We start from the raw sequence: 17,297 nt of genomic DNA, 5'->3' as shown, positions 1-17,297 counted from the left end.
CCTCCGTCGGCAGCGGGTGACGAGCGCTAGACGCCGTCCACGCGGTCCCCACCAGGGGCCTTCGCCACTTTTCCGAAATTGCCCGGGGCGACGCTGTCGCTCCCGGTTCGATCTTTCGAGGCTGCATCATGACTGCACCTGCCAATAGTTTCATTGCCGGTTCGATTCCGCGGGTTTTCGCGCGAACTGCCCTGCCCATCATCTTTCTGACCAGTCTCAACGGGCTGCTGACAGTGGTGGACGCCATCTTGCTCGGCGCTTTCGTCGGTCCGGACGCCCTGGCGGCCGTAACGCTCATGTTCCCTCTGGTCATGTTGTTGTCGGCACTGGCCACGATGGTCTCGTCCGGCATGGCAAGCGTTCTTGCCCGCCAGCTGGGCGCGGGGCATCTGGCGGAGGCCAGGGCCAGTTTTGCCGGAACACACGGGCTCCTGCTCGCGGTCTACGTGATCGTGCTGGTCCTTTTCGTCTTCGCGGGGCGGCCGCTCGTCGACCTAGTGGCTGGGGGTGAACCTCACCTGGTCGACATGGCCTGGCAATTCCTGGCCATCACCGTCTTCACCTCGCCCTTGCTCCTGCTGGTTGCCGTTCATTCCGACGGCTTGCGCGTCGAAGGACGCATCGGGTTCATGGCGCTGGGCGGGATCGTGGTCACGCTGGGCAACATGGTCTTCAACGTGGCGTTCATCGCCTGGGCCGGAATGGGCGTGGCCGGATCGGCCTGGGGCAGCGCGCTTGCGCAGGCGCTGGCTCTCGCCGTGATCTTCGCTTACCGGGGAGCGGGCAAGGCGCAGCTTAGCCTCGGCCTCGCCGATTTGCGCTTCTGGCGTCAGGGGTGGACCGAGATGCTTGCGCTCGGGGCGCCGCGAAGCCTGAGCTTCATCGGCATCGCCCTTGGCGCGGCCGCGACCATCCTGGCGTTGCGCCTCCATGCCGATGGCGGCCAGGGCGAAACGGTGGCGGCCTATGGGGTGATCACGCGGATCATGACCTTTGCCTACCTGCCCCTGCTCGGCATGAGCCTCGCCATGCAGGCGGTGGTCGGCAACAACTATGGGGCCGGCCTCTGGGACCGCTCCAATGCCGCCCTCAAGCTGACGATGGTCTATTCCCTCGTCTACTCGGCTGTGGTTGAGGTCGTGCTCATGGTCGGTCGCGAAAGCGTCGGCGCCATCTTCGTCTCGGATCCCGCGGTGATCGCGGAAGTCGGGCGGATCGTGCCGTTCTACGTGCTGCTCTACTTCACGCTCGGGCCCATGATGATGATCGCGAGCTATCTGCAAAGCATCGGTGACGCGCGGCGCTCTGCCTTGCTGAGCCTGGCGCGGACCTACCTTTTCGCCGTACCGCTGACCTTTATCCTGCCGCCTATAATGGGCGAGACGGGCATCTGGGTAGCCTATCCGGCGGCCGACTTCCTGCTGGTCGTCGTAACCGGCCTCGTGCTCTTCGGCCAGTCGCGGCGGTTGGGTTGGGGGTTGTTCAAGACGGCCTGACACACATTGCGGTGCGACGGATCATTCCGCCGCGCCGCACCCGTCAATGGGCGTGCGCGTGATGGGAGCCGACAAGAAAGCTCTCCTCGAACGGGCGGCGGCTCACTTCCATGGCCTTGCCCTCCAGATAGACCGACACCGGCTGCAGGAGCGTCGACCCCTGGCGCCTCGTGCCCACCACGTCCTCGAACACATAGGTGCTGTCGTACTGCCGGAGAACCACGATATCGGCTGGCGCGCCCACGCCGATGTGGCCGAGCTCGGGGTGCCGGATCGCCAGGGCGGGACGGCTGGTCGTCATGCCGATGACGTCAGGCAGGCTGAGGCCGCAGTTGAGCAGTTTGCTCATCGTATGGAGCAGGTCATAGCCCGGCCCTTCGACCGCGATCACGTGCACGTCCGAAGAAATGAGATCGGGCGGGAACCCGTCCCTGAGCGCGGCCTCGGTCGTCTCGTAGCCGAAGGCGCCCATACCGTGGGCGATGTCGAATAGCACGCCGCGCTCGCGCGCTTTCCAGACGGCATCGAGCACCTTGCCGTCCGGGCCGATGGCCGAGTTGGGGTCAGGGCGATAGCAATGCGTGAGGATGTCGCCGGGGCGCAGCATGTCGACCACCGCAGAATAGCTGGGCGGCGGAGTGCCGATATGGGTCATGAGCGGCAATTGCAGGGCTTCGGCGGCTTCGAGCGCCAGTTCGAGCGCCCCGAGCCCCAGCTTGCCGGTAACCGGTCCGCCGATGCGCACCTTGACCCCGATGATCCGATCGCGATTGGCCTCGACCTTGGCGACGCACCGATCGACCGGCAGCATTTCACGCAGCGTCGCCTCGCCGATCGACACGCCCTTGTCGAACCCGAAAATGCCGGGGAACGAGATGTTGAGGAAGGCGAAGATGCGGTAGGGCGAGTGGGCCATCACGTAGTCGCGGAACCCGTCATAGTTCCCTGCCCCGGAGCTGCCGGCATCGACCAGTGTCGTGCAGGCGGATCGCCGCGCGATGAAGCCTGGATCGACGCTGAGCGAGGTGGCTTTGTGATAGACGTGGGTGTGGATGTCGATGAGCCCCGGTGCAACGATGGCTCCGCGCGCATCCTCGACCTTTGCGCCGCCTACCGGCAGGTCCTTGCCGATGGCAGCGATCTTGCCGCCCGCCACTGCGACATCGAGAATGCCGTCGACGCCGTTTCTCTCATCGAGGATGCGCCCGCCCTTCAGGACAAGGTCGAACCCGTGCCCGGCCGCTTGTGTCATCGGGATCTCCGTGGAGTAAGGACTACCGGCGACGGGCCGGCAGGCCCGCCGCATTGGGTTTGCCTACGAGAGGGAGGTCAGGCGAGTTCGATGACCCGCTTTTCGTTGATCGACTGTTCCGCCGCCAGCACGATGCGCAAGCTGTTGACCGCCGCATCCATCGACTCGGTGAGGTCGAGATCTTCCTGGATCGCCTTGAGGAAGAAGGCCTGCTCGCGATCGCAGAGGTCCTGGTGGTTGGGCTCGTCGGTCATGTTGAAGATCTCGTCCTTCTTGACGAAATTCTTGTCCGGCCCGACTTCGGCGTGGTGGTACTGGATGGCGTCCGTCTTGGTGTGGCGGTCGATGTCGGCTGAGTCCGAGACGTCCTCGAGCTGATCCTTGCCGTCCGAATGGCCCGGCACGATGGAGACGGCGCCCTTGGGGCCGACCACGTCCTTCACGAAGAAGGCGACCTCACTCATCATCGGGCCCCAGCCCGCCTCGTACCAGCCGACCGAGCCATCATCGAAGGTGACGTGCAGGTGCCCGTAATTCGGTTTGTCGGCCTCGGCCCACAGATGCGCCCCGATGCCGTGGACGCGCACCGGCTTGGCGCCCGTCAGCTGGCACATGACGTCCACATAATGCACGCCGCAATCCACGATCGGGATCAGCGAGTCGATAAGATTCTTGTGCCACATCCAGGCAGGGCCGTTGCTCTGCTGGTTGAGGTTGAGGCGCATGACCAGCGGCTTGCCGAGGGTCTTGCCCAGCTCGATGAACTTGATCCAGCTCGGATGGACACGCAGGATATAGCCGAGAACCAGCTTGCGGTTCTTCTCCTTGGCGAGACGCACGACTTCCTCGGCGTCCTCGATATTGGTCGCCAGCGGCTTTTCCATGAAGACGTGCGCGCCGGCATTGATCGCCTTCTTGGCGTATTCGGCATGGGTGTTCGGCCAGGAATTGATCGAGACCGCATCCGGCTTGGTCGCGGCAAGCGCTTCGTCGAAATCTTCGAACAGCGGGTATCCCTTGAGCTCTTCGGGTACGGGCTTGGACTTCATCGAGCGGCTCATCAGCCCGACGATCTCGAAACCGGGATTGCGGTGATAGGCACTCGCATGCGAGGCGCCCATATTGCCCAAGCCCACTACCAGAACCTTCACTTTGTCAGCCATTCGGCCCTCCCCCTGTCCGCTGTTGGTATGAGTGCGGGCGACGCATGCGCCGCCCGCCCGTTCGTGTCAATCAGGCCGGCACGGCCTGGTCGTAAAGGTGCGCCCTGACGTTTTCCACGTCGATGGCGGCGAAGGCGTCGCTGAGCATGTAGGCCTCGGCATCGGCCTTGACCTTGTCGTGGTCGAAGTCGTTGGCCGCTGCGATGCAGGCATTGGTGCAGACGTCCTCGGCCTTGACCGGCTTGGTGATCTGGCCAAGCTCGTGGATCTTGTCGAAGAAGGTCTGCCAGGCAGCCATGTCGTGGTCGCCCCAGCCGGCGCGCTTGTCCATGTCGCCGCGGAAGACGTTGATCTGCTGGAGGATCGAGGTCACGCCCAGCTCCGGCCCGATATTGCTGGCCAGGGTCGGGAACTGCTCGAACACCGCCTCAACGGCCGCGCGCGGATTGTTGTAGGCGAATTCCATGCCCATGGCCCAGGCCCTGAGATACTTGTCCAGGAACGCCTTCTTGTCCGGGTCTTCGAGGTCGGCGGCGCGGACGACGAAAGTGTTGGCGAAGAGCGGCGAGTGCTGCACACCCAGCCAGTATTCGAAGTCGAGGCCCGTGCCGATCCATTCGGCGCGCAGGCCTTCCCAGCTCAGCGCAGCGTCGCCCTGGCCAGCCTTGAGCGCGGTCGACCAGGTCGGCCAGCCGGCTTCGACATACTTGACCTTAGTGACATCCACGCCCTGTACGGCCAGCATCGGGTCCACGATCGACTGCCAGGCGGCCGAGCCGAGAAGGATGGTCTTGCCCTCGAGCGTCTTGAGGTCGTTGGTGCCCTCGCCCTTGCGGAAGGCCAGGCTGAAGGTGTCCTTGGCGCCCATGTGGAAGGCGGACTTGAGCTTCATGCCGTTTTCGAGCGCGAACGAGAACACGCCCGGCGACGGGAAGCCCATGTCGGCCTGGCCGACATCGACGAACTTGACCGTGGCGGTGCCGTCGGACGGGCCCGGCTGCATGTCGGTCTCGACGCCAAGATCGGCGAAATAGCCCATCTTCTTGCCGATCCAGTAGGGATAGTCGTCGAGCACTTCGAGCGTGCCGCGCGGCGAAATCCAGGTGAACTTGGAATAGGGCGCCGCATTGGCGCGGCCCACGCCGCCGAGGGCCGTGGCCGTCACGACGCCCGCGGCCGAAACCTGCAGGAAGGTGCGGCGGCTCATGCCACCGCCGAGCGAAAACTTGGTCATTCTTTACCCCTGTTGATGAACGTCCCGTTTGTCCCTTGGTGCTGCCGTCTCCCCCGGCAGCGGCATCTCAGGCCTCCCAGCTCGCGTACTTCTTCCCGAGCAGGAAGAAGAGCACGTAGATGAGGATGCCCAGGATCGAGAGGATCAGAACCACAGCGAAGAACTGCGGCATCTGGATCATTGATGAATAGGATGTGAGCCGATTGCCCAGCCCGAAGCCGCCGCCGACCATTTCGGCGCCCACTGCCGTCAGCAGGCCGAAGATCGAGCCAACCATGAGGCCAACGAAAATCATCGGCAGAGCCATGGGCGCGCGCACCTTCCAGAAGATCTGGAGCGTGGAGGCGCCATAAGAGCGCGCCAGCGCGATCTTGCCGCGATCGACGCGACGGAAGCCGGTGGCGGCGTTGATCATGACCATGGGGCCCGACGCCAGGGCGACGGCAATGATGCGCGGTTCGTACCCGAAGCCGAAGCGCAGGATCAGCAGCGGCACGAGGGCCAGCATCGGGGTCGTCACCAGCAGCAGGATGTAGGGCGTCACGATCTTTTCGACGAACGGGAATTGCGTGATGACCGCCGCCAGCACCAGCCCGATGCCGGCGCCGAAGGCGAAGCCGACCACGAGCTCGACCAGCGTGTGGCCCAGATGCGGCGCGATATGCGGGAACTCCGTGACGAGCGCCACCGCGATCTCGCTCGGCTTGGGCAGCACGTATTGCGGCACCGCGAAGATGTTGAGCAGCAGCTCGATGCCGCCAATGACGATGACCGCCACGAGGACGATGATGAGCACTTCGCCCAGCGACTTGACGCCGGGCCCGGCCGTAAGGGCGGACATATTGGAAATGCCAACGTCACCATTTCCACCGGATTTGGACTTGAATTCAGGGATCGCGTCTGTCTCGCTCACTTTGCCCTCAATGCGCCGGCTGCTGAATGGAAGTCGCCGATGGCCTGGCGTAGCGGCTCTGCTGCTCGCCCACGATTTCCATCTTGATGACGTTGGTGAGGTCGAAGACCTCCTTGGAGGACATGATTTCCATCGAGCGCGGGCGCGGGAAGGGCACGTCGTGGATGGAAGCCACCCTGCCCGGCCGCGGGCTCATCACCACGATGCGGTCGGAAAGGAAGATGGCTTCCTCGATGGAATGGGTGATCAGGACGATGGTGGTGGGCGTATCCATCCAGATTTCCTCGACCAGCCGGTTCATTTCCTCGCGGGTGAACGAGTCGAGGGCGCCGAACGGCTCGTCCATGAGCAGTACGGATGGCTTGAAGGAGAGTGCTCGCACCAGCGCCGCGCGCTGCTGCATGCCGCCGGAGAGTTCGCGCGGGAACCGCCCGCCAAAACCTTCGAGGCCCACGCGGTTCAGCAGTTCGTCAATCCAAAGGCGATCGGGCTGGGTGCCCTTGATTTCAAAGGGAAAGCGGATATTGGCGTCCAGGTTGCGCCACGGCAGCAGGTTGGCCTCCTGGAACACCATGCCGATTTCCGGATTGGGCCCGGTGATGGCCTTGCCGTCGAGAAGCACGCCGCCGGACGTCAACCCGTGCAGTCCTGACATCGACCACAGCAAAGTGGTTTTGCCGCAACCGGATGGTCCGACGATCGAAACGATCTCGCCCGTCCTGATATCGAGCGAACAGCGGTCGATCGCGAGGAGGTCGCCCGACCGGGTGTTGTACACCTTGGTCGCGTCCCTCACCCGTAGTTTGGGCTCGAGTGTATTCCCTGCCGACATTGCCCCTCGCATTGTCCCAGCACCGTTTGTCCGGCCGTCCGGCAGCGGTCCCTCAACCGCTTCCAGACGCCACGGATTTGAGTGTGAAACTATCCTACTTTCTGAGTCAAGCGGGCAGCTCTAAACTTTTGCCTATGCCGATTAGTGCTGAATCTATAGACACATTGCCACTTGAAGGGCTTGTAAGTTTCCTACATTCTGATGTCACGCGAGGGCAACGATCTGCACCATCGGCATGGGCGCGAAAGAGACAATGGCGGATCAGAAATGATAGAAGTCCAATCTCCTGCAATTGCCAGAGGTCGCCAGATGCGCACACGCAAATCCGAGGACGGGGGTGAGCAGTACACGCGGCCGATCCCCGACATTCTCTCGCAGATCAAGGATGCCTACGACGAGTTGCGGCCCGCGGAGCGGCGCGTGGCCGACGCGGTGCTGGCCGACGTCTCGTTTGCGGTTGATGCCTCCAATGCCGAGATTGCCAGGCGTGCCGAAGTGAGCGAACCGACGGTGACCCGTTTCTGTCGCGCCATCGGCTGCAACGGGGTCCGCGACTTCAAGCTCAAGCTGGCGCAAAGCGTTGTCGTCGGGCGGCTCTATCTGACCCCCGGCCCCTTGCCGGCCGATCCGACTGCCAACGCTTCACCCCTCTGGAACGAGGTGTTCGGGGAGGCGCGCAACGCGCTGGCCGCGGTCGAACGCCAGCTCGATCCGGGAAAGGTCATCGAAGCGGCCGATCTGGTCGCCAAGGCCCATCAGGTGCTGATCTTCGGCATGGGCGGCAGCGCGACCTCGCTAGTCCAGGAGACGCAGAACCGCCTGTTCCGCTACGGCGTCGTCGTCTCGGGGCACTCCGATCCCTACGTCATGAAAATGATGGCCTCCACGCTCAAGCCCAATGACCTGGTCATTGCCATTTCGAGCACCGGCCGCACGCGCGAGACGGTGGAAGCGGTCGAGGTGGCGCGCCACTATCGTGCCAAGGCCATCAGCATCACGGCGCCCGATTCCGATCTCGCCAAGGGCACCGATATCGCCCTGACCGTAGACGTGCCCGAGTTTCCCGATCCAATGAAGCCGACTGCGTCCCGCTACGCCTTCCTCGCCATCATCGATCTGCTTTCGAGCGCGGTCGGCGCGCGGCTCGACCCGAGTTCGCGCGAGACGCTGCGGCGCATCAAGTACACCGTGCTCAACCACCGCAAGGGGAAGGTGCTCGAGCCGCTGGGAGACTGATTTTCTAAGACCGGCGGGGGTGCCGGTGGTTACAAGGGATGGACTTTATGCACGACACCGCACCGGTGGCGGCGGCGACGGTTTGGCTTGCCGCGTTTGCCGATACTCTCGAACGCCGCGACATCACGGCGACGCTCGCCCTCTTCGCGGAAGACTGCTACTGGCGCGACCTCCTTGCCTTCACCTGGAACGTCAAGACCGTGGAGGGCAAGCCGGCCATCGCCGCGATGCTCGAGGCGACGCTTGAGGCGACTGTCCCGGGGGCTTGGGAGTTGTCGCAGGCCAAGGGCGGTCATGCCGAGCCCATCGAGGCCTGGTTCACCTTTAAGACTGGCGCCGGGCGCGGCGAAGGCATCCTCACCCTCGAGAACGGTAAGTGCCGGACCATCCTCACCACCCTGCAGGCGCTTGATGGGCACGAGGAGGGTCTGGGCCCGACCCGACCCAAGGGCGTCCGACATGGCGCCGACCGCAACCGCGAGACCTGGTCTGAGGCGCGGGCGCGCCAGGAGGCCGCTTTGGGCAATAGCGAAGAACCCTATTGCCTCATCATCGGCGGCGGACAGGGCGGCATCATGCTCGGCGCGCGTCTCAAGCAACTGGGCGTCCCTACCGTCATCGTCGAGAAGAACGCAAAGGCCGGCGACTCCTGGCGCAACCGCTATCGCTCGCTGGTTCTGCACGACCCGGTCTGGTACGACCACCTGCCCTACATCCCCTTCCCCGCCAACTGGCCGGTCTTCACGCCCAAGGACAAGATGGGCGACTGGCTCGAAATGTACGTTAAGGTGATGGAGCTCACTTACTGGGGCGGCACCGAGTGCGTCTCGGCCAAATTCGATGACGGCTCGAAGCGCTGGACCGTCGAGCTCATGCGCAACGGCAAGCCGGTGACGCTCCGTCCGGCTCAGTTGGTCTTCGCCACTGGCGCCTATGGTCCGCCCAAATATATCGACCTTCCGGGTGCCGACGCCTTTGAGGGAGAGATCATCCACTCCAGCCAGTATGCGGATGGCGCCCGGTTCAAGGGCAGGAAGGTCGCCGTCATCGGCGCCGCCAGTTCGGCGCACGACGTTTCGGTGGACCTCTGGGAGGCGGGGGCCGACGTCACCATGATCCAGCGCTCCGCCACCACCGTGGTGCGCTCCGAAACCCTCATGGAGATGGCCTTCGATACCTATTCGGAGGCCGCCGTCGCCGCGGGAATCGATGTCGATACCGCCGACATGCTGAGCGCGGCCACCCCGTTCGCCCTGCAGCCACCCAAGCAGAAGGCTCTCTACGACCGCATTCGAGCCCGCGACGCTGATTTCTATGCGCGCCTCGAGGCTACCGGGTTCCTCCTCGATTTTGGCCCGGACGAGACCGGCCTGATGATGAAGGCCTATCGCACCGGCTCGGGTTACTATGTCGATGTCGGCGCCTCCCAGCTCATCATCGATGGTGAGATCGGCATCAAGCCGGGCGTCGACATCGAGCGGCTGACGCCCGGTGGCATCGGCTTCGTTGATGGGAGCGAACTGGCGGCGGACGTGATCATCCAGTCCACCGGCTTCCAGTCGATGCACGAGGTCGTGGCGGGCATCGTCTCGCGCGAAGTCGCCGATGCTATCGGCACCTGCTGGGGGCTCGGCTCGGGCACGCGGCACGATCCCGGTCCCTGGCATGGGGAATTGCGCAACATGTATAAGCCCGTCGCCCAGGAGAACCTGTGGTTCCAGGGTGGCAACCTGGCGCTCAGCCGGTTCTTCTCAAAGTTCGTCGCGCTGCAGATCAAGGCGCGCATGGAACGCATCGAGACGCCCGTCTACCGGACGCCACTTTAACGGCCCCTTCCCCGCCTGCGGCAAGCTGCCGGTCTTGACCGGCAGCTCCCGAGGGGACATGCCTTGGTCCAGCGTTCAGGAAGACCAGCATGCAAGACTACGTTCGCCGCATCCTCAATTCTGCCGTCTACGAGGCCGCCATCGAAACGCCGCTCGAGCGTCTGGGCGCGCTCTCGGACAGGCTTGGGCGCGAGGTGCTGCTCAAGCGCGAAGACCTTCAGCCGGTATTTTCCTTCAAGCTGCGCGGCGCCTACAACAAGCTGGCCAAGCTCACCGAAGACGAACGGCGGCGCGGCGTCATCTGCGCTTCGGCGGGCAATCATGCGCAAGGCGTCGCTTATTCGGCACGGCGCATGGGCATCCGGGCTGTCATCGTCATGCCCACCACGACGCCCTCGATCAAGGTCGAGGCGGTGCGACGCCTGGGCGGCGAGGCCGTCATCGCAGGCGACACGTTCGACGATGCGCGCCTGCATTCGCTGGCGCTCTGCGAAGCGCAGAACCTGGTCTTCGTCCATCCGTACGACGATCCCGAGGTGATCGCCGGACAGGGGACGATCGGCATGGAACTGCTGCGCCAGCACGCCGGGCCGATAGGAGCCATCTATGTGCCGATCGGCGGGGGTGGACTGGCCGCCGGGATTGCGGCCTATGTGAAGTTTCTCCGCCCCGAAATCCGCGTCATCGGGGTTGAGCCTGAGGACGCCGCCTCGATGCGCGCCGCCCTGGTGGCGGGGCGTCCGGTGCCGCTCAATGAGGTCGGCATCTTCGCCGATGGCGTGGCTGTGCGGCAGGCAGGCGACGAAACTTTCCGCCTGTGCAGCGAGTTGCTCGATGGCGTGGTCACGGTAAGCACGGACGAAATCTGTGCGGCGATCAAGGACATTTTCGACCACACCCGCGCCATCGCCGAGCCGGCGGGTGCCGTATCACTGGCGGGCCTGCGCAAGCATGCCGGTGAACTCGACCGACCAGGCGCCGTCATCGCCATCGCTTCGGGCGCCAACATGAACTTCGATCGCTTGCGCCATGTCGCCGAGCGCGCCGAGATCGGCGAGCGCTCCGAAGCGCTGTTGGGGGTTACCATTCCCGAAAAGCCCGGCGCTTACCGCGGTTTCATCCGTCTCCTGGGTGATCGGGCCATCACCGAGTTCAACTACCGCATCGCGCCCGGCGCCAGTGCGCAGATATTTGTGGGCGTGCGTCTCAAGCGCGGGGAAGCCGAAAAGCAGGAGATCATCACACTCCTGCGCGAAAGCGGCCATGCGGTCGTGGACATGACCGACAACGAGTTGGCCAAGCTCCATGTGCGCTACATGGTCGGCGGGCGCGTCGAGGGCCTTTCCGGCGAAATGCTCTACCGCTTCGAGTTTCCCGAGCGGCCCGGAGCCCTGCTCCGGTTCCTCGAGGGCCTGCGCTCGGACTGGAATATCTCCCTTTTCCACTACCGCAACCACGGGTCCGATTTCGGCCGCGTGCTCGCCGGCATCCAGGTGCCGCCCGACGAGCGAGTCGCGTTCGATGCCTTCCTCGACGATCTGGGCTACGCCCATTGGGACGAGACCGCCAATCCGGCCTACGCGATGTTCCTGGGTACGCACTGACCGCCGCGCGGGCACGATCCCGCGTCCCAGATGGCGCTGCCGGCATTCATGAATTTTCCTCACAAGTTCATGGACCGTTCGGCACCTAGTCCTGTTATCCGCGCGCGCTTACCTTCCGCCACATCGCAATGAAGGCCGGTTCGGCCTCAACCTTTGTGGAAGGAAAACGTCATGGAAATCGTCCGCGCAGGGGCCACACCCTCCGGCAAGGGTCCCGCCGACTGGTTCACCGGCACGGTGCGCATCGACCCGCTGTTCAATCCGTTCGACAAGGAGCGCGTTCAGGGCGCCCTCGTCAGTTTTGAGCCCGGCGCCCGTACCGCCTGGCACACCCATCCATTGGGCCAGACTCTCATCGTCACGACCGGTCGCGGCTACGTCCAGACCTGGGGCGGCAGTATCGAGGAAATCCATCCCGGTGACGTCGTCTGGTTTCCGCCCGGCGAAAAGCACTGGCACGGCGCCTCGGCCGAAGCCGCGATGAGCCATATCGCCATCCAGGAAAGCAAGGACGGCAAGGCCGTCGACTGGATGGAGCACGTTAGCGACGAGCAATACGGCGCCCGCTAACCGAACAAAGGAATACTGAATTGATCAAAGATAAAGTCGTCATCATCACCGGCGCCTCTTCCGGTATCGGCGAGGCCCCCGCCAAGCTGCTCGCCAGCAATGGTCGTGCTCGGTGCGCGCCGGCAGGACAAGCTCAAGGAGCGGAAGCGTGCCCCACGTCATAGTCAAACTCTGGCCCGGCAAGAGCGAACAGCAAGAGCAGCGCCTCGCCGACGCCATTACCGACAACGTCACCAGCATTCTGGGCTACGGCCAGGAATCGGTCTCTGTGGGCTTCGACGAAGTGAGTGCCGAAGCCTGGCGCGACGAGGTCTACCGCCCCGACATCCTCGCCAAGGAATCGACGCTCTACAAGAAGCCCGGCTACAAGATGTAGCTCGCAGGGCAGCCCCGTCGCCTCCCTCCTCTTGTGTGAGGAGGGAGACCTGTTGGCCCGCTCACCGGTTCTGGCGCCCCAAAATTACCCCGAATCCCTCTTCCCCGGCGGAGGCCGGGGTCCAGAAATCCGTTCCGATCTGGGACCGGTGGAACCGGACCGCGGCTTCCGCCGAGGAAGACACGTAGGAATTAGCAACCACCCTACCCGTGGCGAGCCAGTGCGCCGATGACCTGGCGCGCGGTGACGCGGCCGATCTGCTGGCCGCTCTGGTCGAGCACGCCGACCCATTTGTGGTCGGCGAACAAGGGCAGCACGTCCTCGCAGCGGGCGTCCATCGAGACCGCCTGTTCGCATAGCTCGGTTTCGCCCGTCTCCATGATCGAGCGGACGTGGATGGCGCGGGCCTTGTTGACGTCGCGGACGAACTCCTCGATGTGCTCGTTGGCCGGACGCAGCACGATGTCCTCGGGCTTGCCCACCTGCTGGACGGAACCGTCCTTGAGCACCGCGATGCGGTTGCCGATCTTGAGCGCCTCGTCGAAGTCGTGCGTTATGAACAGGATCGTCTTGTTGAGCGTCTTCTGGAGCTCGAGCAACTGGTCCTGCATCCCCGAGCGGATCAACGGGTCAAGGGCGGAGAATGCCTCGTCCATCAGGACGATGTCGGTGTCGAGCGCCAGGGCGCGAGCCAGGCCGACGCGCTGCTGCTGCCCGCCCGAGAGCTGGCGCGGACGCGCGTCCTCGTAGCCGGCCAATCCCACAGTCTCGATCCACTTGGCCGCCGCCTCGCGCCGTTCGCGACGGCCGACGCCGCGCACTTCGAGCCCATAGGCGACATTGTCGATGACGCTGCGGTGCGGCAGGAGGCCGAACTTCTGGAACACCATTGCCACGCTCTTGCGGCGGAACGCGCGAAGTTCCTCGGCGCTCATGGCCAGCACGTTCTCGCCGCCCACGAAGATGTCGCCGGCAGTCGGCTCGATCAGCCGGTTGACATGGCGGATCAGCGTGGACTTCCCCGAACCCGAAAGCCCCATGACCACGAAGATCTGCCCCCGGGCGATGTCGAGCGACACCGCGTCGAGCCCTACTACCTGGCCGGTCTCGGCCTGTACCTCGGCCTTGCTCTTGCCGTCGCGCAGCATGGCGAGGGCAGTTTGCGGGTCGTCGCCAAAGATCTTGGTCACGCCCCGGATGGTGATGGCATTTTCGCTCGTATCGGTCATGTGCGCGTCTCCACCAGGCCGATGCGTCCCTGCAGGCGCCGGCCGAACGCCTGGGTCGTGCGGTCAAAGATGATGGCGAGAGCCACGATGCCTAGGCCGGCGAAAAGGCCGCGACTCACCTCGAGCCGCCCAATGCCCTGGAGCACCTGGTAACCGAGGCCGCCCGCTCCGATCATGGAGGCGATCACGACCATGGAAAGCGCCATCATCGTGGTCTGGTTGATGCCGGCGAGGATGGTGGGGAGCGCCAACGGAATCTGGACGCCGAGCAGGCGCTGGCGGGGATTGGTGCCGAAGGCGCGGCTGGCTTCCATTACCGCCGGATCGACCGAGCGCAGGCCCAGGTCGGTGAGGCGCACGAGCGGAGGCGCGGCATAGACGATGGTGGCGATGAGAGCCGGGATCTTGCCGGGGCCGAAAATCATCACCGAGGGAATGAGGTAGACGAAGCTTGGCAGCGTCTGCATGAGGTCGAGCAGCGGGGTGATGGTCTGGCGGACGCGGGCCGAGCGCGACATCCAGACGCCCGTCGGGATAGAAAGCACGATGGCGGTGAGCGTCGCTGCGAGCATGAGCGCCATGGTCGCCATGGCGTCCTTCCAGAGGTCCATTACGCCAAGGAAGAGCAGCGCACCGAGCACGAGCGCGGGCAGTTGCCAGCGGCGCGAGGCAAGCCAGGCGATACCCACCAGGATCACGATGATGAGCCACCACGGCGTGGCGATGAGCAGGTCTTCGATGGCCTTGAGGAGGGCCAGCAGCGGATAGGCGGCGGCTTCAAAGCCATCGCCCCACTCGCGCACGACCCAGTTGAGACCGTCGTCCACGGCCCGCCGCAGCGGGCGCGTATCAACTATCTGAGGAAACAAAGGTTCTTCGCTTTCATCGATCGGTCGGAACCGACCGAGACAGTGCGAGTGCGCCCAAAGCGCCCCCGCACCCCTGAATTGGCACAAAGAGCGGCCGGAAATTCCGGCCGCTCCAATCGATCAGTCATGTGGGCGCAATCAGCCCAGGGTCGCCTTGACCTTGTCGGCGACATCGGCCGGAACCCACTTGGTCCAGACGTCCTGCTCGGTCTTGAGGAAGTTCTCTGCCGTGGCGGCAGCGTCCGCCTTGTTCTCGTCGCCATAGACCAGCAGCTTGCTGATCTGGGCGTTGGAAAGCCCGACCTTGGAGAAGTAGTCGGCGACGTTGGGCGCTTCTTCCTTGATCCAGGCGGCGGCGCCGACGACGGCCGGAGAGGACGGATAGGCGGTCACGCCTGCCGGGTCGGCGCAGTCCGGATCGGTGTTGCAGGCGTAGACCTCGGGCTTGGCTTCACCCAGATCGAGCTGCACAGCGTCGTACTTGCCCAGGATCGCGGTCGGGCCCCAGTAGTAGAACAGGATAGGCTCGCTACGGGTGAAGGCGCGGGCGATCGAGGCATCGAGCGCACCGCCCGAACCGGGCGAGAACAGGTTCCACTTGTCCTGCATGTCGAAGGCTTCGTAGAGCGCAGAGGTCGAAAGCTCGCACGCCCAACCCGGAGGACACGAGTAAAGACGACCCTTGCTGCTGTCCTCCGGGTCCGGAAACACTTCCGGATGAGCGATCACCGCTTCGGCGGACGTCAGCTCCGGATGCGCTTCCTGCGTGTAGCGGGGGATGAACCAACCTTCGACAGTGCCGTCCGTAATGGCGTCGGCCAGCTCGACGACTTCGCCGTCCTTGAGGCCGGCTTCCCACTGTTCCTGGATCGCACTGGTCCAGAGCTCGGGGGCCACGGCAGGCGTGCCACGGGTGAGCATGGAGGTGGACGTAGGAACAGTATCGCCCGTGACCACCTCGACCTTGCAGCCATAACCCGCCTCGAGGATGCGCGCATGGATGTGTGCAAGCGCGGCCGCGGAGGGCCAGGTCATCTCGGCGATGTCGATGGTGCGATCGGTCCCGCAGGTCGAACCCGCGGCGTCCTGAGCGAGCGTGGCGTGGCTGGAAGCAGCGACAATGGCGACGGCAATCGCGGCGGCTACGCCACCGGACTTCAATATCATAAGGCGATCTCCTGGATTTCGTTCTGCGTAAACCCTAAAAACCTAATCCAGGCATGTCAAATCTGAGTATACTTCGCACAACTAAACAAAACTGATGCAATTTACCTTCTATATGGGTTGTCACATTAATGTCTTTACATCTGCGAGACGCTCGCAATTTGACTGATAGCGCCTCCGCAAGAACTGTCGCTGCCGTCGCGTAAGCAAAAATAAATTTGCTCGCCACGAACTTACCACATTTCCGGCGATTTTCCCCGATCCGGACCAGGCAGGAAATTCTTGGCGCCGACGATTGGACGAGCCCGAGCGCGACGCAACCCGCCCCTCCGTCCTCACGTCCGCTCCCTTCCCCCACGGACCTCGCATTTGACGCACAGGAAAAAACGTCCTAAGAATTTAAAACGTTTGCAAAGGAACTCGAATTCATTGCAAACGTTCAAAATGGAATCGTTTTGGGAGGAACGATGTCGACAAAGGGGAAGACGTTGCGGGAGCTCGCCGCTGAGCTCGACGTCTCCATCACCACAGTTTCGCGCGCATTGGCCGGTCACGAGGCCATCGCCCTCAAGACCCGGCAGCGGGTCGTGGAGGCGGCGCGCAAGTATGGCTATGTGCCCAACATGGCCGCGCGTCAGCTCGTCTCCGGACGCAGCGGCTTCGTCGGGTTCATCCTGCCGGTCCGCGGCCCGAACTTCGTGGACTCCTATGTCGGTGAATTCGTCACCGGGCTCGGCGAGGGCCTGGTCCCCCACGGGGTCGATCTCTTCATCGCCACGGTGCAACAGGGGCAGTCGGAACTCGCCGTCCTCAAGCACGTGGTCGAATCCGGGCGCGCGGACGGCATCGTGGTGCCCCGTATCGGGGAGGCCGACGAGCGCATCGACTACCTGATGTCGCGCGACTTTCCGTTCGTCGCCCACGGCCGGCTTCTCGATGAAAGCAAGAAGTTCAACTGGCTCGATGCCGACAGCATCAGTGCCTTCTCGGAAGCTTTCGACCTGCTCTACGACCTGGGTCACCGCCATTTCGGCCTGGTCAGCATTTCGGACGCCATGACCTTCCGCCACCTGCGGGAGCGCGGACTGCGCGAGGCCATGGTGCGTCGTGGCGACCCGTCCGTGACGCTCGACATCGTGAGCGCGCCCCGCTTCGATCGAGGCGCGACGGTTGCCGCGGTCAACAGGCTGCTCCATGCCGAAAAGCGCCCGAGCGCCATTATCGGTCTCTTCGATGAACTGGCGCTGACCGTGATGGAGGAGGCGGCGCGAGCCGGCATCTCCATCCCGCGCGACCTGTCGGTCATCGGCTTCGACAATATTGCCGCGTCGGCCTATGCGCCGCCGGGGCTGACGACCTTCGAGACGGGAACCAGAAACGCTGCCCGCGAGATCGCGGGAATGCTGGTGCAGGTCATTGAAAGGCGGCCGCCAGAGCCGCTGACCAAACTCATCCGGCCCACGCTCATCTCACGATCCAGCCACGGGCCGGTGCCGGACGACTTTCGCAAATGACGTTCATCAAGGGAGGTAA

At 64.0% G+C, this 17,297-nt stretch carries 15 protein-coding genes and 1 pseudogene; 8 read left to right on the top strand and 8 right to left on the bottom strand.

The features are described from left to right. Positions 1 to 128 precede the first annotated feature (128 nt). Positions 129 to 1,496, top strand: a complete 1,368-nt coding sequence (locus FNA67_RS10485) for an MATE family efflux transporter (RefSeq protein ID WP_147656001.1) — start codon at positions 129 to 131, stop codon at positions 1,494 to 1,496. A 43-nt stretch (positions 1,497 to 1,539) separates the two neighbouring features. Here FNA67_RS10485 and FNA67_RS10480 read toward each other — a convergent pair whose 3' ends face one another. The 5 genes from FNA67_RS10480 to FNA67_RS10460 form a co-directional block, all read right to left on the bottom strand. Beyond that, entirely contained in the window at positions 1,540 to 2,748 is a 1,209-nt protein-coding gene (locus tag FNA67_RS10480; RefSeq protein WP_147656000.1) for an amidohydrolase/deacetylase family metallohydrolase, read from the bottom strand. 77 nt (positions 2,749 to 2,825) lie between these two features. Next, entirely contained in the window at positions 2,826 to 3,911 is a 1,086-nt protein-coding gene (locus tag FNA67_RS10475) for a Gfo/Idh/MocA family protein (protein ID WP_049705064.1), read from the bottom strand. Positions 3,912 to 3,981: 70 nt separating this feature from the next. Then, positions 3,982 to 5,145 carry an ABC transporter substrate-binding protein gene (locus FNA67_RS10470; protein WP_147655999.1) on the bottom strand — a complete coding sequence of 388 codons (1,164 nt, stop codon included), beginning with the start codon at positions 5,143 to 5,145 and terminating at the stop codon, positions 3,982 to 3,984. A 67-nt stretch (positions 5,146 to 5,212) separates the two neighbouring features. After that, positions 5,213 to 6,058 (bottom strand): ABC transporter permease, encoded by an 846-nt coding sequence (locus FNA67_RS10465; protein WP_049705062.1) that lies wholly within the window; start codon positions 6,056 to 6,058, stop codon positions 5,213 to 5,215. Between the two features lie 7 nt (positions 6,059 to 6,065). Further along, positions 6,066 to 6,836: an ABC transporter ATP-binding protein gene (locus tag FNA67_RS10460; RefSeq protein ID WP_244616602.1), complete on the bottom strand. Its 771-nt coding sequence runs from the start codon at positions 6,834 to 6,836 to the stop codon at positions 6,066 to 6,068. A gap of 363 nt (positions 6,837 to 7,199) precedes the next feature. Between FNA67_RS10460 and FNA67_RS10455 the strand changes: the two genes are divergently transcribed. From FNA67_RS10455 to FNA67_RS10430, 6 genes and pseudogenes are all read left to right on the top strand, one after another. Then, positions 7,200 to 8,126: a MurR/RpiR family transcriptional regulator gene (locus FNA67_RS10455; protein ID WP_147655997.1), complete on the top strand. Its 927-nt coding sequence runs from the start codon at positions 7,200 to 7,202 to the stop codon at positions 8,124 to 8,126. A 47-nt stretch (positions 8,127 to 8,173) separates the two neighbouring features. After that, the gene (locus FNA67_RS10450; RefSeq protein WP_147655996.1) at positions 8,174 to 9,952 is read left to right on the top strand and encodes an NAD(P)/FAD-dependent oxidoreductase; all 1,779 of its coding nucleotides are present in this window, start codon (positions 8,174 to 8,176) and stop codon (positions 9,950 to 9,952) included. A gap of 89 nt (positions 9,953 to 10,041) precedes the next feature. Next, entirely contained in the window at positions 10,042 to 11,556 is a 1,515-nt protein-coding gene (gene ilvA / locus FNA67_RS10445) for a threonine ammonia-lyase, biosynthetic (protein ID WP_049705058.1), read from the top strand. 171 nt (positions 11,557 to 11,727) lie between these two features. Further along, a complete protein-coding gene (locus FNA67_RS10440; RefSeq protein WP_147655995.1) occupies positions 11,728 to 12,126 on the top strand; it encodes a (R)-mandelonitrile lyase in 399 nt (132 codons plus the stop codon). 20 nt (positions 12,127 to 12,146) lie between these two features. Further along, positions 12,147 to 12,264: pseudogene (locus tag FNA67_RS22290) on the top strand (oxidoreductase); the annotation flags it as partial. Positions 12,265 to 12,274: 10 nt separating this feature from the next. Next, positions 12,275 to 12,502, top strand: coding sequence for a tautomerase family protein (locus tag FNA67_RS10430; RefSeq protein WP_147655994.1), 228 nt, complete (start codon positions 12,275 to 12,277; stop codon positions 12,500 to 12,502). Positions 12,503 to 12,705: 203 nt separating this feature from the next. Here the strand turns inward: FNA67_RS10430 and FNA67_RS10425 are convergent, their stop codons facing one another. From FNA67_RS10425 to FNA67_RS10415, 3 genes are all read right to left on the bottom strand, one after another. Further along, positions 12,706 to 13,731: a quaternary amine ABC transporter ATP-binding protein gene (locus tag FNA67_RS10425; RefSeq protein ID WP_147655993.1), complete on the bottom strand. Its 1,026-nt coding sequence runs from the start codon at positions 13,729 to 13,731 to the stop codon at positions 12,706 to 12,708. After that, positions 13,728 to 14,558, bottom strand: a complete 831-nt coding sequence (locus FNA67_RS10420; protein WP_244616601.1) for an ABC transporter permease — start codon at positions 14,556 to 14,558, stop codon at positions 13,728 to 13,730. Before FNA67_RS10420 ends, FNA67_RS10425 begins: the two co-directional genes overlap by 4 nt. 180 nt (positions 14,559 to 14,738) lie before the next feature. Beyond that, on the bottom strand, positions 14,739 to 15,767 hold the full coding sequence (locus FNA67_RS10415; protein WP_147655992.1) for an ABC transporter substrate-binding protein: 1,029 nt from the start codon (positions 15,765 to 15,767) through the stop codon (positions 14,739 to 14,741). Between the two features lie 464 nt (positions 15,768 to 16,231). Between FNA67_RS10415 and FNA67_RS10410 the strand changes: the two genes are divergently transcribed. Then, positions 16,232 to 17,278 carry a LacI family DNA-binding transcriptional regulator gene (locus FNA67_RS10410; RefSeq protein WP_049705052.1) on the top strand — a complete coding sequence of 349 codons (1,047 nt, stop codon included), beginning with the start codon at positions 16,232 to 16,234 and terminating at the stop codon, positions 17,276 to 17,278. Positions 17,279 to 17,297: the final 19 nt, after the last annotated feature.

Origin of the sequence: Youhaiella tibetensis, assembly GCF_008000755.1 — a bacterium.
Lineage (GTDB): Bacteria > Pseudomonadota > Alphaproteobacteria > Rhizobiales > Devosiaceae > Paradevosia > Paradevosia tibetensis.
This window is presented reverse-complemented; position numbering and strand designations above follow the sequence as displayed.

Excerpts from the sequence above, each read along its gene's own strand:
- FNA67_RS10480 (WP_147656000.1), bottom strand. The coding sequence starts at position 2,748 with ATGACACAAGCGGCCGGGCACGGGTTCGACCTTGTCCTGAAGGGCGGG.
- FNA67_RS10455 (WP_147655997.1), top strand. The coding sequence starts at position 7,200 with ATGCGCACACGCAAATCCGAGGACGGGGGTGAGCAGTACACGCGGCCG.
- FNA67_RS10475 (WP_049705064.1), bottom strand. The coding sequence starts at position 3,911 with ATGGCTGACAAAGTGAAGGTTCTGGTAGTGGGCTTGGGCAATATGGGC.
- FNA67_RS10485 (WP_147656001.1), top strand. The coding sequence starts at position 129 with ATGACTGCACCTGCCAATAGTTTCATTGCCGGTTCGATTCCGCGGGTT.
- ilvA (WP_049705058.1), top strand. The coding sequence starts at position 10,042 with ATGCAAGACTACGTTCGCCGCATCCTCAATTCTGCCGTCTACGAGGCC.
- FNA67_RS10410 (WP_049705052.1), top strand. The coding sequence starts at position 16,232 with ATGTCGACAAAGGGGAAGACGTTGCGGGAGCTCGCCGCTGAGCTCGAC.
- FNA67_RS10415 (WP_147655992.1), bottom strand. The coding sequence starts at position 15,767 with ATGATATTGAAGTCCGGTGGCGTAGCCGCCGCGATTGCCGTCGCCATT.
- FNA67_RS10470 (WP_147655999.1), bottom strand. The coding sequence starts at position 5,145 with ATGACCAAGTTTTCGCTCGGCGGTGGCATGAGCCGCCGCACCTTCCTG.
- FNA67_RS10440 (WP_147655995.1), top strand. The coding sequence starts at position 11,728 with ATGGAAATCGTCCGCGCAGGGGCCACACCCTCCGGCAAGGGTCCCGCC.
- FNA67_RS10425 (WP_147655993.1), bottom strand. The coding sequence starts at position 13,731 with ATGACCGATACGAGCGAAAATGCCATCACCATCCGGGGCGTGACCAAG.
- FNA67_RS10450 (WP_147655996.1), top strand. The coding sequence starts at position 8,174 with ATGCACGACACCGCACCGGTGGCGGCGGCGACGGTTTGGCTTGCCGCG.